At 37.8% G+C, this 14723-nt stretch carries 12 protein-coding genes; 11 read left to right on the top strand and 1 reads right to left on the bottom strand.

The features are described from left to right. The 6 genes from ACESQI_RS22635 to ACESQI_RS22610 form a co-directional block, all read left to right on the top strand. Positions 1 to 191 (top strand): hypothetical protein (locus tag ACESQI_RS22635; protein WP_373127256.1); only part of this gene is annotated, 191 nt, incomplete at its 5' end. A 485-nt stretch (positions 192 to 676) separates the two neighbouring features. After that, complete coding sequence (locus tag ACESQI_RS22630; RefSeq protein ID WP_320908447.1) at positions 677 to 1540, top strand: hypothetical protein; 864 nt, start codon at positions 677 to 679, stop codon at positions 1538 to 1540. Between the two features lie 40 nt (positions 1541 to 1580). Further along, positions 1581 to 2651: a FimB/Mfa2 family fimbrial subunit gene (locus tag ACESQI_RS22625; protein WP_256143191.1), complete on the top strand. Its 1071-nt coding sequence runs from the start codon at positions 1581 to 1583 to the stop codon at positions 2649 to 2651. Positions 2652 to 2666: 15 nt separating this feature from the next. Next, the gene (locus ACESQI_RS22620) at positions 2667 to 3686 is read left to right on the top strand and encodes a hypothetical protein (RefSeq protein ID WP_007484887.1); all 1020 of its coding nucleotides are present in this window, start codon (positions 2667 to 2669) and stop codon (positions 3684 to 3686) included. A gap of 19 nt (positions 3687 to 3705) precedes the next feature. Further along, positions 3706 to 5214: a hypothetical protein gene (locus ACESQI_RS22615; protein WP_373127253.1), complete on the top strand. Its 1509-nt coding sequence runs from the start codon at positions 3706 to 3708 to the stop codon at positions 5212 to 5214. A gap of 16 nt (positions 5215 to 5230) precedes the next feature. Then, positions 5231 to 5794: a DUF3575 domain-containing protein gene (locus ACESQI_RS22610; RefSeq protein WP_373127251.1), complete on the top strand. Its 564-nt coding sequence runs from the start codon at positions 5231 to 5233 to the stop codon at positions 5792 to 5794. A 188-nt stretch (positions 5795 to 5982) separates the two neighbouring features. Here ACESQI_RS22610 and ACESQI_RS22605 read toward each other — a convergent pair whose 3' ends face one another. Beyond that, positions 5983 to 6636: a DUF2490 domain-containing protein gene (locus ACESQI_RS22605; RefSeq protein WP_007484882.1), complete on the bottom strand. Its 654-nt coding sequence runs from the start codon at positions 6634 to 6636 to the stop codon at positions 5983 to 5985. Positions 6637 to 7083: 447 nt separating this feature from the next. Here ACESQI_RS22605 and ACESQI_RS22600 point away from each other — a divergent pair, with 447 nt between their 5' ends. The 5 genes from ACESQI_RS22600 to ACESQI_RS22580 all read left to right on the top strand — a co-directional run bounded on the left by ACESQI_RS22600 (position 7084) and on the right by ACESQI_RS22580 (position 14704). After that, on the top strand, positions 7084 to 7698 hold the full coding sequence (locus ACESQI_RS22600; protein WP_025868133.1) for an RNA polymerase sigma-70 factor: 615 nt from the start codon (positions 7084 to 7086) through the stop codon (positions 7696 to 7698). A gap of 80 nt (positions 7699 to 7778) precedes the next feature. Next, positions 7779 to 8756: a FecR family protein gene (locus tag ACESQI_RS22595; protein ID WP_002561786.1), complete on the top strand. Its 978-nt coding sequence runs from the start codon at positions 7779 to 7781 to the stop codon at positions 8754 to 8756. Between the two features lie 57 nt (positions 8757 to 8813). Next, on the top strand, positions 8814 to 12251 hold the full coding sequence (locus ACESQI_RS22590; RefSeq protein WP_007484879.1) for a TonB-dependent receptor: 3438 nt from the start codon (positions 8814 to 8816) through the stop codon (positions 12249 to 12251). Positions 12252 to 12266: 15 nt separating this feature from the next. Then, positions 12267 to 13850, top strand: coding sequence for a RagB/SusD family nutrient uptake outer membrane protein (locus ACESQI_RS22585; RefSeq protein WP_007484877.1), 1584 nt, complete (start codon positions 12267 to 12269; stop codon positions 13848 to 13850). Between the two features lie 38 nt (positions 13851 to 13888). Further along, positions 13889 to 14704 (top strand): hypothetical protein, encoded by an 816-nt coding sequence (locus tag ACESQI_RS22580; protein ID WP_002561790.1) that lies wholly within the window; start codon positions 13889 to 13891, stop codon positions 14702 to 14704. The last annotated feature ends 19 nt before the right edge of the window (positions 14705 to 14723 follow it).

The following is a 14723-nucleotide window of genomic DNA, read 5'->3' as shown; positions in this document are numbered from 1 at the left end:
TTACAGGACAGCGCATTTTAATGCGTCGGCCCTGTTTCCCGGTACACAGTCTTGTTTTACATGTACATGTAAAACAAGACTGTGCACCGGGGAAGAGAACGTTCCTTTCTGAGAAAGACAAAGTACAATACCGGGCAAAGGGATTGATGCCGTTTAGGGCTACTTCCACTACCGAAAAGATAGGGGCATAATCTTCGTTACTAATACGGAAATGAGTAAAACTCACCACAGAGTAACACAGAGTTTCACAGAGTACTATTTATCTGATGAAACGCGGATGATCGCATAAACACAGATTAAAAGACTGTAGTTATTTATCATACATTTGTTTCCCTTTGCGAAAATCTGCGTTTCAATAAAGATTTAAACTCTGTGGAACTCCGTGTTACTCTGTGGTAAAATACACTCAAAACCGATCAATGTATTACCACATCGTTTATAAAGAAAAAGCCATCTTAAACAGCAATTATCCACTATTTTATGAAGCTTTTTATCCTTATCATTTTTTAACCATAAAAATAATCCTGTTTTCGAAAACAAATCTCAACGCTTTATGTTCTCTCATGACAACGCCTGAGAATCACTCCAGGGCTGTCATAAGGTTACCATACCCGGGAACCAAATGTTTTGGCAATTCTGTTTTATAATATTTAGTAATATAAAAAAATGTGACGTTATGAGTAGAGGAGCACATAGTTTCTGCATGGTAGTTTTACTGGTTTTTATTACCAGTTCATGCATCAAGGATACCCTACCGGAGTGCCCACCTCAGTTAGTTGTAAAGTTAGTCATTAAAGATACTAACTATTTCAATATAGCACAATTCAGCGAACTGTCCCCCGAAGACTCCGCACAGCCTTTCACTCATTTCTCCGGAACAATCTGTTATATTCTGACCAACACAACTACCGGTCAGATAGTACGTCAGTCTGATATAATAGTACCAGTAGGAAACACCCCGGACTTCTCTCTTTCCTTCAACGATTTGTCCGAAGGAAAATACGAACTATCTGTCTGGGGAAATATAACAAAAGAGATTCCTTTAGGAATCCTCCATCAAAACGGATTGGAACACACCGATATATATACCGGATATGCCCGACTCACAATCCTGTCACAAAATCAGGAACAAACCCTGGAATTGGAAAGAGCAAAGGGTAAATTAGTTATATTCTGTCGTAATTTCCCCACCGAAGTTGCTCAAATGAGCCTGAAACTTTCTCCTGTATATCAATCAACAGATGTACTTCTCAATTATCAAGGGAATGCGAACATACAGAAAACAACAGGAGCCCAAGCAATCAACGAAACTTTTGTAGCCCCCACCCCTCAGGGAAACTCTACAAAATTAGACTTGAACTTTTTTACAAATAGTCGTGCGGCTACACCGGTTCTGACTGTCCCGCCAATGGACATAACGATACGTCGTAATGAGATATCAGCTGTTGCCGTAGACTATGATGCACCAGGCAATGCCTGGGAAATATGGACATTCATCAATGGTGAATGGAATATGATCCATCATCTTGATATTAAATAATCTGTTTTTCTATCTATTCATTTTAATTAAACTTTACATCATGAAAAAATTAATGTTTCTTGCAATGGCGAGCGCTTTTCTGTTCGCATGCTCCGAGAGTGATGACCCTTCACCGGTTGTTGACAATAGCATCCCCGAAGGAAGTGTAGTCTTCGACATCTCAACTGTAAATAAGCTGAACAACGGTATGAGCCGTGGGAATGTCTACAGTCAGGAAGCCACCCAGCACGTCACCCGTGTCTCGGTTTATGCTTTCTCTAATAATGGTTCCGACTATGTATACGCTAAAACATACGATATTAGCGGATGGTCAGATGGTACTACATTCAAACGCTACGTAGTGGCCGAGGGTGATAAACTACCTGCAGGTGATTACAAATTCTTGGCCGTTGGACGCGATGCCGCGGACCAGTTTACTGTTACATCTCCTTCTGCAGGGCAATCTTACTCCAGCATGATGGCAACAATTGCTCAAAGTGGAAATGAATCGGAGATTTTTTCAGGTACTACTACTGCACAAGTACTGGATAAAGGTAGTCGTGTGAGCATTGAAATGACCCGTAAAGTAGCAGGCGTTTTGGGATACTTCAAAAATGTACCTCAAATCTTAGATGGAAAAACAGTAACGTTCCTTCGTCTTAGCGCAAGCAATTCCAACCAGCAAGTGAATCTGACAAATGGTGTGGGAGTCAACACAAGTCCGGCTGCTTATAATATTATTGATCTCAATCTCTCCGGACAAACGGTTACCAATGGAATATACACAGGTAATAACCTCTCTGCACAAGGCGTAGTAAAGGTTGCCAACTCTCAGCTGAGTGGTTCTTATTTCATGCCGGTCAGTTCTGTTACGCTTACACTCGGATTATACGAAGCCAATGGAAACGCTATCAAAACATGGAGTGTAAAAGACACTGGTGGTGTAACAACCTTTAACATTCTGGCAAATCATTTCTATTCTCTCGGAATGAAGGCACAGGCAGGAAATGTAAACGGTGGTACCGATGACCCGGGAGATGACGATGATCCTATCGACTTATTGACCGACCAGAACATTGTCATAACCATCAGTCCCGCTTGGGAACTTATCCATAACCTGATCATACAATAAAATAATCCTAAAGGAATGGATAGTATAAAACATATTTATGGTCTTATAGTCACTCTGATAGCTGTCCTGATGAGTGCATGCTCTCAGGACGAAGCTATCGGAGTAGCTTCCACGGAAACAATACCCATAGAACTCAATATCAGAGACTATAAGGTATTCTCCCGTGCACCAGGAGATGTTGCTTCCTCAGTAAACCGTATCCTGATATTGCCTTTCCGTAAGACGAATGAAGGGCTGACTAATGATGATGCTAATTTCATTCCTGTATACGGTTCAGCAAAACAGATTGACGTAGCCACTTTCCCGAATGTAGTGACAAAGTTTACTCTCACACCGGCAATAACCTATAAGATACTAATCATAGGATACAATCGAAATGACTTTGATTTTACGAATCAAAGTAACCCATCCCGGAGCTTTAGTATCGGATCGGTTACAACACCCGTGACACTCGCAAACTTTCACCTACAGCCAATGTTGCCTACTGTCGTTCCGGAATTTTTCACCTGCATAAGTGAGGGACATATGAAAGGGAAATTGATAGGAACCAGCTTCAAACCAGAGCAAGTCAACAGTATCAAAGGTACATTAAAACGCATTGTCAGTGGCTTTACACTGGATATAACCAATATTCCGGCTTATGTCACTTCTATTTCATTAACCGCCGAACAATTGGTAACCGCAAGTCGTGCTACCGATGGTATACCAACTCTGTGGCAAACAGCCGGCGACGCCAGTAGCAAACTTATCGGTAGTAGGACACCTATAGCCGGAAAAGTGAAATTCAACCAATACATACTGGCTATACCGGATGCAAGAAAAACACTTTTCTATCTGGATGTCACTTATGGAGGTATACCTCAACGTTATACGATGCAGATAACCAATGAACCCAATGTAGTTTCGGGTAACCGGATTACCTTTTCTCCTAATCATTGGGTAAAGATAACTGGTAATTTTACCAACAGCGGCCTGGTTTTTATCCTTTCCGGAACCATTAATCTGGACGATAATGCCTGGGATGGAATTATATAACTATTAAAACAAAACGGAGATGAGAACAACTCTATTCATAACAACAAGTATACTCTCTCTATTTCTGCTTGCAGGATGTGAGAAAGATACTGAAGAGATACAACTAACACCAACTGAAACAGAAGAAAATGTTCCTGAAGGTTATTTTGTTGTAAGCTTTTCGCCCGGACAAGACGACGTTACCCGTGCGGCAGTAACCGGACCTGATGGAAGAGTCCGGCATCTCCGCTATGTAATATATAAATCCACAGGAGAATATATAAAAGAGAAAGTAGTGCTTCAGCCCGTCAACCCTGTTCCAACGTGGCCTTTTAGTGCTGTCAAAGACACGTTGCCAAAAGGACAATATACAGCTGTGTTTCTCGCAAACGTAGAAAAAACAATGTTTCCCATCCCCGGAACGGGAGGTAACACCAGTTATGCTGAAGTACTGACTAATTATAAAACGACTCTGGCTGATGCCCGGATTGTACTGCCCAATGCAGAGTTTACCGATACCTCTGAATATTACTGGGCAAAAATCAACTTTTCTGATGCTTCTCCGCAACCCACCGTATTATTGCAAAGAATCATTAGCATGCTGAATTTACACCGTAATTTTGTGGACGCCCAAACTGCATTGAACCAACTGGAGAATAATATTATCACTCAAATGAAATATGATGATCTTATTCAAACCACTGTCAATGGGGCACTTCCCGGATTATTGAAAACGGCATTGGATTTAGGCGTTGTAGGCAATGCAGTATATGCAGTTGTAGGAGGTTTGGACGGAGCAGTCAATCTTGTAAAGAATGCCCTGTTGGTTCCTGTCACCAGTGCTCTCCATGCATTATTATTGCAGCAACTTACCAATCAGATAGGAATGGCACTGACCGGAAATGCCAACCAGCAAGGAGCCTTGGCAGGTTTGGGGGTCTTATTAAATCCATGGGCCACAAATGAGGCACATACAGCCATTGTTACCATTCGGAATTTTCCTAAGACAATGGATTTCAATCTGAAGATAAAAGACTATTATACCGGCGACCAGCGTTTCAGATATACTTTCACCGGAGGTAGTGTATATGACGAAAAGGATATACTTATCAAAGGATTCAACGGAACATTTGATGTACGTCGTATAAACGTTATTAAACAGGGGCTCATCTCTGGGTTAGTTGTTGATCAGATCATAGACAGCTCTTTATTATTAAACGGAGCATTTATTGATATCACAGATCCTATACAAGCCATTGTTGAAACTAATTACAGATATAAAGCTGATTATTCATTTGTAGATCTGGGTCTGAAATCATATACGGCACAGACAGATGGTAATCATTCATTGACACTATCGGTCCGGTTGGGAGATATAGCCAATCTAAATGGCATATTAACAGGTATACCTGTACTTGGTCCGCTACTTAATGGAGTTGTAAAGGGATTAATAGGGAATATCGTTGTATCCGTACCTATTAACCTCCCGTTATTAGGAGTCGATAATCTGACCTTATCGGGTAGTTGGAGTGCAGTAACTAAATATTGAATAAAACCAGAAACAGATGAAAAAAAACTTCCTATTATTAACATTCGTCCTACTTTCCTGCAATATATATAGTCAGGTAGTAGGAATAAAGAGTAATCTGCTTTACGATGCTACCACTTCTCTTAACCTGGGAGTGGAAGTAGCACTAGACTCCAAACTCACCCTCGATATATCGGGTAACTACAATCCATGGGAATTCAATGGCAACAAACAGTTCAAACACTGGCTTGTGCAGCCGGAACTACGTTATTGGATGTGCGAGACATTTAATGGTTCTTTTTTCGGTATACATGCACATTATGCCGAATCCAACGCTAAAGGAATAAAATTACCATTTGGACTCTATCCGGGTTTAAAAGATCACCGTTATCAGGGTAATCTTTATGGAGCCGGCATTTCATACGGTTATCACTGGATATTGAAAAAAAGATGGAGTATGGAGGCCACTATCGGTGTAGGATATGCACGTGTCAGCTATGATCGCTATAATTGCCGCGACTGTGGTTCTAAATTAAATAGTGGACATAAAAACTATTTCGGCCCCACAAAGCTGGGGATCAGTCTGATTTATATTTTATAGCTCAATTGAAAAGTCATCTCACCACAGAGTAACACTGAGTTTCACAGAGTTTTTTAGACATAAGAACAAAAAGCTGAGATAAGAGCTTAAAGGCGGGTTATGTAAATAATATGTTCTTTTGTTCTTAATATCTAAAACTGATAAATAGTACTCTGTGAAACTCAGTGTTACTCTTGTGGTGAAGCTTCTCAGAATGCAAAGCTGCATTCTATCCCTACAATATGCTTACTCTTATCTGGTTCATATTGATAGCAATAAAAAACATCCAATGACCACTTGTCGGAAATTTCAATTTCCACACCTGGTCTGTATCGCATACGTGCCACATCAAAAAAAGCCGCCCCCCCAATTGCCTGATACAATTCAGCAGAGAAATAAGGCAAAAAAATCCCCTTCTTCGGCTCATAACCTACTTTTAACCGGGAACGTAATCGATTTTCTGCATTTCCATCCGAAAAGGTCTGTTGAAAACGCTCTCTGAGTGAAAACTTCATCCGTTGCCACTTCACACTTCCCGTGACTCCCAGATTATAACGATGTCGGTATTTCCACCCTTCTATTCCCCTATCACGATGATGCAATTCATAACCACCTTCTGCTTTCAAAAATGGGAACAGTTGATAAGATCCTGATAATGAAGTTCCCCAACGATCCATCGTTTTCATCGAATCTTTTGTACGCAGTTCCATTTTTCCCGTCATTGTAAAGTGGGAAGTAAATTTATGACTAACCTTCATTGTAGTCCATGTTGTAAAATCATCAGACTGTGCATACAAAATGGGAGCCATGTAGCACAATAACAATAAAAACAAACTATATTTTTTCAATATTCCTTCGTACATTATGAAAAATTTAAGATACAAAGATAAGAAGCAAATTCTGAAAACATCTTGAAATTACACCAAATAGTTACAATCATTTCCATTTTCACAAAATTAAACCATCTGTCATATGAATGACTTCTGTTCTTTTTAAAAGTAACCATATGGTCATTCATTACTTCGTAAAGATCAACCTCAATCAATCATCATTTACAAATAATATTAGATTCAAGCAATATCAGATCCTCATTCATTACAAAAAAATTACAATATTACCAATATTCGTTTATTCTGCTATCTTATCGAGAATATTTTATCGGAAAAGGTGTATTTTTATTGCTTAAAACAACTATTTTCGAAACTATTATTTTACCTTTTTTAATAATCGACAATTTGTGTATTACAAAAAAAAGACATAGGTTTGCATTTCAGATTGAACAAAATCTGCAAAGTAGTAAACTTTATTATATGTATCTCAATACCCCATCCGTGCAAGAACACGAACTCGTATTACGACTTATTAATGATGATGAAAGTGCATTCTGTGAGCTATATTCAGTTTACAGAAACAGGCTTATCTACTTTGCTATGAAGTTTCTCAAATCGCAGGTATTCGCAGAAGACATATTTCAAGATACGTTTACAGTAGTCTGGCAAAGTCGCAAATTTATAAATCCCGATGCATCTTTTTCTACCTATCTCTATACTATCATGCGAAACCGTATTCTGAACACGTTACGTGATCTGGAAAATGAGCAGCAACTAAAAAATAATATCTTTGCCCAGGCAATAGATGCCAATGACAGTACTGAAGAAACTATTCATTCTAAAGACTTCATGGAATTGATAAATCAGGCAATGCAAAAGTTGACTCCCCGGCAACGGGAAATATTCAACATGAGTAGAAACAGGGAAATGTCTCATAAAGAAATTGCCGAAACATTGGGAATATCTGTAAATACTGTGCAAGAGCATATTTCAACTTCTCTTAAAATCATACGAACCTATTTCACTAAAAACAATGGTCCGTACGCCGATCTTTTATTACTCTTATTAATACTTCCTATTAGCTTCTCGTATTAATAAACGTTAAAGACACCCTAGATTATCTCTTCTCTTGTGTATTAACTATATACAAGCAGAAATATTATATTCATAACTTTATGAAAAAAGAAAAAGCTATAAAGCAAAAAGTGCGTCATTATTTAGATGGTATATATTGCAAATCAGAAGTTACTGAACTATTAAAAAATATGCAAAATCCTGAAATGCAAAATATTATCGAAGAAGTTGCAGATGAGCTATGGGAAGAGAACATGGAGCAGCCGCCTTTTCACAGTGATATAGAACATGAACAATACCGGCGTGAAGCTGCAACTCTTCTAAAAAAAATAAACAAACGTTCCTCTTACAAAAAAATTATGTGGGTAGCCGCCTGCATCACTCTAATCATAATGATTGGGTTAGGAGTAAATAGTTACCGATTTACCCAGATAGAGAAACCGTTGTATACAGAAATTTCAACTTCATTTGGTGAAAAGAAGGAATGGACACTGCCCGATGGTTCCAAAGTAAATCTAAATGCATGTACAACCCTCAGATATCCTGAGCGATTCACTGAAAAAGAACGAAAAATCGAACTAACCGGTGAAGCCTTTTTTCAGGTCAACAGAGATGAAAAAAAACCTTTTATCATAAAAACAGCAGGATTTGATGTAAAGGTTCTAGGTACATGTTTTGATGTCAAATCATATGAAAATAACGAAACATCATTAGTCAGCGTAAAAAGCGGAAAGGTACAGGTGGAATTACCAGAAGCAATGATGAAATTGGTAGCCAATGAACAACTGCAGATAAATCGGCAATCTAATGAATACACAAAAAGAAAAGAGAGTTACCAACATGCAATGGCATGGCTTCAAAACACATTACACTATAACAAGACCCCCTTATATGATGTAATTAAGGATTTGGAACGTATCTATAATTGTCGGATAAAGTTTGCCCCCAATCAACAGTTTAATTATCATTTAAGTGGTGAACACGATAACATTAACCTACAAGCAGTATTAAAATCAATAGGACATGCGACAGGCGTGAAATATAAAAAAGAAAAAGATTATATACTGTTATATCAATAACGAAAGCAATAAATACATTAAGATAACACTCCAATCAATCTAACTAAATATTAATTTATGACAAGAGAAAAACACAAATTTGTTATTTGTACCATGTTACTGATTTTATTTCTATGGGGAACATCAATTGTAAGTATAGCCCAGGAAGTGAAGAAAAACACCGTAACCATTAATGTAAAAAATGAATCAGTAGAGAAAGTTTTAAAAAGAATCAATAAAGAAACAAGCCTCAATTTTTTCTATGATCCAGCTATTCTCAGTAAAGCATCATCCGTTACACTAAACGTGAAAGACATGCCTCTACAGGAAGTACTAAACATGCTTTCCGTTCAAACCGGATTAAATTTTCAACGAATCAACAACACAATTTCAGTCAACTGGGAAACAAACAGTAAGCAACCGATTCAATCCCCAAAAGAGAAAATAACAGGTACCATTAAGGATAATAATGGAGACCCAGTCATCGGAGCAAGTATTCAAATAAAAAACACCGGAATTGGTACAATTACCGATTATAACGGACAATTTTCATTAAGCAATGTACCGGAAAATGGAATACTGATAATCTCCTATATAGGCTATGATACGGAAGAGATTCCTGTAAACAAAAAGAAAAACCTGCAAATTGTGATGAAGGAGAACACTAAACAATTAGAGGAAATAGTAGTAGTAGCCTATGGAACAGCTAAAAAAAGTTCATTCACAGGTTCAGCAGAAGTAGTCAAACAAGATCGTATCGAAAAAAGAGTTGTAGCTGATGTTTCTAAAGCATTAGAAGGTACAGTAGCCGGTGTACAAAGTACTTCAGGAAGCGGACAGCCGGGTTCAGGTGCTTCTATGGTTATTCGTGGTTTTGGCTCTATCTCAGCTTCCAACACTCCACTATATGTAGTAGACGGAGTACCGTTTGACGGAGCATTGAACACAATTAATCCGAATGATATAGAATCAGTAACTGTTCTAAAAGATGCATCTGCTGGAGCATTATATGGTTCGAGAGGTGCAAATGGTGTTGTAATGATTACAACTAAACGCGGAGAAAGAGATGATAATCAGATATCTATCAATCTAAAAGCTAATTGGGGTATTTCTTCAAGAGCTATACCCAAATATGAAACAGTAAACGAAGCGGAATACTTGGAACTTGCTTTCGAAGCATATAAAAATGAACTGATTTATACAGAAGGAATTGATCCGTTATTAGCGGGAACACAGGCCATCGAAGTAATGAAAGGAATGGCCAAAGGAGTGTTAGGGTATAATGAAGAATATAATCCTTTCAACATGCCGTTACAAGAGTTGATTAACCCTATTACTGGTAAAATTAATCCGACAGCCCAACTAAAATATCATGAAGATTGGAAAGATGAGCTGAGTAATCATAACCCACTCCGTCAAGAGTATCAATTATCAGTGACCGGAGGGAACAAGAAAACCCAATATATGATATCAATGGGATATCTTGATGAAGTAGGACTCTTACAGACAACTGAATTTGAACGTTATACAGGGCGTGTTAACATTGATACCCAAGCAAAAAAATGGTTCAAAACAGGTTTTAATGCCTCATTTGCTCAAACCAGTACCAATTACAATAGTGCTTCTGGCTCTGTCATATCCAATCTATGGTATACCAGTCAGATTATGGCTCCAATCTATCCCGTGTATGAACATAACACAGATGGTTCGCTTAAAACAGATGCTAACGGAAATAAAATATACGATTACGGAAAGAACCGAATAGCCCTTGCCAATTCAAATGCAATAGCTTTATTACATGAAGATAAAGAAAATAATACCCGGGATAATTTGAGTGCCAGAACCTATATCCAATTATCTACAAACGATGATGAATATGGAATATTTAAAGGTTTCTCACTGATGGCCAACCTGGGATTAGATTATTTCAATACTCATGAAATGAGTTACAGCAATCCTTATACTGGTAATGCAGCAACAACTGCAGGTAGTTTAACAAAGGCTGTACAACGCCAACTAAGTTATACATTTAATCAATTATTGACTTATCAACGCAACATCCGTTCCCATTCATTAGATGTTATGATAGGACATGAATATTATGAATTAAAGCAGCAGTTTCTGGGAGCACAAAAAACAGGATTCCCGTTTGGTGGATTGTATGAACTGTCTGCTGCTGCAACTCTTAGTGGAGCAAGTTCACAAACTGATAAATATGCTATCGAATCGTTTCTAAGCCGCGTAAACTATAATTTTGCCCAAAAATATTACTTCTCAGCCAGTTTTCGAACCGACGGTTCCTCTCGATTTCATAAAGACAGCCGATGGGGAAAATTCTGGTCATTAGGAACTTCATGGAGAATATCAGAAGAAAGTTTCATGAAAAAATATGACTGGGTAAACAATTTAACCTTGAAAGCCAGTTTTGGTTCACAAGGGAATGACAATATCGGTAGTTATTATGCTTACCAAAGTTTATATAATATGGGACTATCTAATGGCAGTTTAAACGGTGCAGGAATTAATTCATTAGAAAATAAGGATCTCAAATGGGAGAAAAACGAGAATTTGAATATCGGAATTGAAGCTCGTTTGTTTAATAGATTATCTTTGACAGCCGAGTTTTTCAATAAACATACAAAAGACCTACTTCTAAATATGCCTAAAGCTACCTCCAGCGGTTTCGATGCATATCCGGCCAATATAGGAAGCATGAGAAATATGGGTCTTGACGTCACCGCAACTGTTGATATTCTTAAAAATTCTGATTTGAAATGGACATTAATAGCCATGGGAAGCCATATTCGTAATAAAATTCTAAAATTAGCCGACAAACCGGAGATTATTTCAGGATCAAATATCTTCAAAGAAGGTGAAACTGTCAACTCATTTTATTTACCAATTTCAGCAGGAGTAGATCCACTAACCGGGAATCAACTCTATTGGGTCGATCACGACAAAAATAGTAACATAGTATCTAAGTACAAAACAGACGATGTAACCCTAACAGCCAATAGTAGAGAAATTGTTGGTAACCGCATCCCCGATTTATATGGAAGCATAACGAATGATTTTAGTTACAAAGGAATCGATTTTTCAATACTGACTACCTATTCTATAGGTGGAGAAATGTTGGATGGAGTATACGGAAGTATGATGAATGTAGGTTACAAAGGATACGTATGGCATAAAAATGCTCTCCGCAGATGGCAGCAACCGGGCGACATAACCGATATCCCTAAAATTATGTGGGATCAACAATTACGTGTAACAGATAAAGATCTGATAAATGCCTCTTACTTTGCTATCAAAAATATTACTTTGGGCTATACATTTCCAAAAGACTGGCTAACAAAAATCAAAATGGACAATATCAGAGTATATGCCACAGCAAATAATTTAGCATTATTCAGTCACCTCAAAGGAATGGATCCCCAATATAACTTTACTGGCACTGTGGGATACACTTATACCCCTTCACGGACATATTCTATAGGTATTGATATAAAATTCTAATAAATCAGAGACGATATGAAAATAAAATATTATACACTGCTAACTATTATCTTCTTATCTACCTTTTGCTCATGTAGTGATAACTTAAATACCAATCCCACCGACCAGATATCGGGTAACGTCATCTTCAAAGACGTAGAAGGAGGAATGGTAGCGATGAACGGTGTGTACCGCATGATGTACTCATCCGGCTGGGCTGGAGACAACTCTACACACGCCTTCGGATATATGTCAACCATGTTGGTATCCGGGGTTATGGGTGATGATATGATTGTATCTTCATCGGTAAAAGGTTGGTTTTCGATGGATTACAATCTGCAAGAAAGAAATTTCTATTCAAGTACTTTATACCGCCCCTATTCTGAATGGAACTTTTACTATACTTTGATCTCAAATTTAAATTATATAATTGCACATGAGAATGATTTATATGGACTTCCTGCAGACAAAGCAAATTTATTTGGGCAAGCATATGCTTTGCGTGCTATGTGTTATTTTCATTTAATCCAACTGTATCAACAAACCTATAAAGGGCACGAACAATCTTTGGGAGTTCCAGTATACACGACCCCTACTACATCTTCTACTCCGGGAAAACCAAGAGGTACCGTAGAAAATGTATACATACAAATCAATAATGACATAGAATACGGAATAGAATTATTAAAACAAGCAGAAGACGGAGGTATAACACAAAAGCATAAATCACACATTGACTATTATATAGCCAACGGAATCAAATCAAGAATAGCACTCGTGCAAGAACGATGGCAGGATGCAGTAGATGCTGCCGTACTCGCACTAAAAAAACCTGATTTAAAAACAGCCAATGCTTCCGAATTAGTGGGAGGATTCAACGATATCAACATGTCATCGGTACTTTGGGGAGCCGAAATTCAGAAAAGTGACCAGATCGGTGCATACGCTTCATTTTTTTGCCATATGGATGCTATGGCCGGCATGCACGGATCATATGATCGCAAATGCATAAGTGCATGGTTATACAAACAAATGGGATTACAGGATCTTCGCCGGGTAAATTGGTGGAAAGGAAGTATCGCTCCTGCATTAGAGAGTACTCAAGGGGCACAAAAAAGCTATTGTACAATGAAATTCCGTTTTAGTGATTATTCTTCCTATTTAGGAGATAATATTTATATGCGTGCAGAAGAGTTACTTCTTACAGAAGCAGAAGCTCTATGTCATTTAAAAAAATATAAAGAAGCAAGGAGTATTATGGAAACATTCGGTACAATACGTGAAAAGAGTTATGTACGCAATCGGCTCGATAAAGTTATTGATGACAATTCATTGACGCTGGATGTATACGGTACCGGTACAACTCCGGAAATCAAAACTCTTTTGGATGAGATATTATTACAACGGCGTATCGAGTTATGGGGAGAAACAGGTCGTCTGTTCGATATACTCCGTTTAAAAACCGGATATTATCGTGGGTATGAAGGTTCTAATCACGTAGTTAAGCTAAACGACGATACTCGTTTGCCAGACTATAAAGGTTTTATATTAACCATCCCACAAACGGAGTTCGACGGCAATATCAACATGGATCCTATAGCAGATCAAAATCCATTATAAACCATTGTTTGACTACCAACCTCAAAAAAAAGATTAAGATGAATTTCAAAACATATATAACCAGCACATTATTAAGTTGTTTTTTACTAACAGGCTGTAACTCTGATAATGAAAAATTAATTTATGAATCGGACACAAATTGTTATGTATCTTTTCGTACTGAAAAACTAAACAAAGAAATAGAAAAAGATGAAAACAATCTGATTATCCCTGTTTATCGCGAAAATAAGCAAGGAAAAATGACAGTTATTGCCGAATTGTTGTTTCAACAAAATCCAGATGGTACAGAGGTTCCCGGAAGAGAGTTTATATCTTTAGAGAACAACATAATAGAATTTAAAGATGGAGAAAATATTAGTAATATAATATTAAATATAAATCTTTCGCAATTAGACTATCTGACTAAAGCTAAAGCCCAGATAAAACTGAGAGCTACTGAAACAGCCCCCTTTTCTACTTTCGGTAAAACAGCATTGACCCTGTCTTTAAACCGTAAACCTACCTGGAAACAATTTGAAGAAAAAGGTATCTACACTTCAGGATTTTTAAATACAGAGAAAGAGGTTACAATACTAAAAGCCGAAGAAGCCCCTTTCTATATCATAAAAGATTGCTATGTAGCAAACGGAGATATTCGTGTGGATATGGATAATGACGGAAATGTTACCATCGAGCAACAAAAGGCTTTTCGACTTGAAGCCTATGGAATAGTATATGTGGTAGGAACAGGATTTTTGGACAAAACCACCAACACCGTCATAATGCAATTAACGTTCCTTGTTGAACAAGATGGGCAATGGGGAATATTATCAGGGGCTGCTTTTGAGGAAAAATTTACTATTCCTGCCCGTTAAACAGACAATTATCAGAGAA

It is taken from the genome of Bacteroides sp. HPS0048, from assembly GCF_964240755.1.
Lineage (GTDB): Bacteria > Bacteroidota > Bacteroidia > Bacteroidales > Bacteroidaceae > Bacteroides > Bacteroides nordii.
This window is presented reverse-complemented; position numbering and strand designations above follow the sequence as displayed.

Excerpts from the sequence above, each read along its gene's own strand:
- ACESQI_RS22615 (WP_373127253.1), top strand. The coding sequence starts at position 3,706 with ATGAGAACAACTCTATTCATAACAACAAGTATACTCTCTCTATTTCTG.
- ACESQI_RS22590 (WP_007484879.1), top strand. The coding sequence starts at position 8,814 with ATGACAAGAGAAAAACACAAATTTGTTATTTGTACCATGTTACTGATT.
- ACESQI_RS22630 (WP_320908447.1), top strand. The coding sequence starts at position 677 with ATGAGTAGAGGAGCACATAGTTTCTGCATGGTAGTTTTACTGGTTTTT.
- ACESQI_RS22595 (WP_002561786.1), top strand. The coding sequence starts at position 7,779 with ATGAAAAAAGAAAAAGCTATAAAGCAAAAAGTGCGTCATTATTTAGAT.
- ACESQI_RS22625 (WP_256143191.1), top strand. The coding sequence starts at position 1,581 with ATGAAAAAATTAATGTTTCTTGCAATGGCGAGCGCTTTTCTGTTCGCA.
- ACESQI_RS22610 (WP_373127251.1), top strand. The coding sequence starts at position 5,231 with ATGAAAAAAAACTTCCTATTATTAACATTCGTCCTACTTTCCTGCAAT.
- ACESQI_RS22605 (WP_007484882.1), bottom strand. The coding sequence starts at position 6,636 with ATGTACGAAGGAATATTGAAAAAATATAGTTTGTTTTTATTGTTATTG.
- ACESQI_RS22600 (WP_025868133.1), top strand. The coding sequence starts at position 7,084 with ATGTATCTCAATACCCCATCCGTGCAAGAACACGAACTCGTATTACGA.
- ACESQI_RS22580 (WP_002561790.1), top strand. The coding sequence starts at position 13,889 with ATGAATTTCAAAACATATATAACCAGCACATTATTAAGTTGTTTTTTA.
- ACESQI_RS22620 (WP_007484887.1), top strand. The coding sequence starts at position 2,667 with ATGGATAGTATAAAACATATTTATGGTCTTATAGTCACTCTGATAGCT.
- ACESQI_RS22585 (WP_007484877.1), top strand. The coding sequence starts at position 12,267 with ATGAAAATAAAATATTATACACTGCTAACTATTATCTTCTTATCTACC.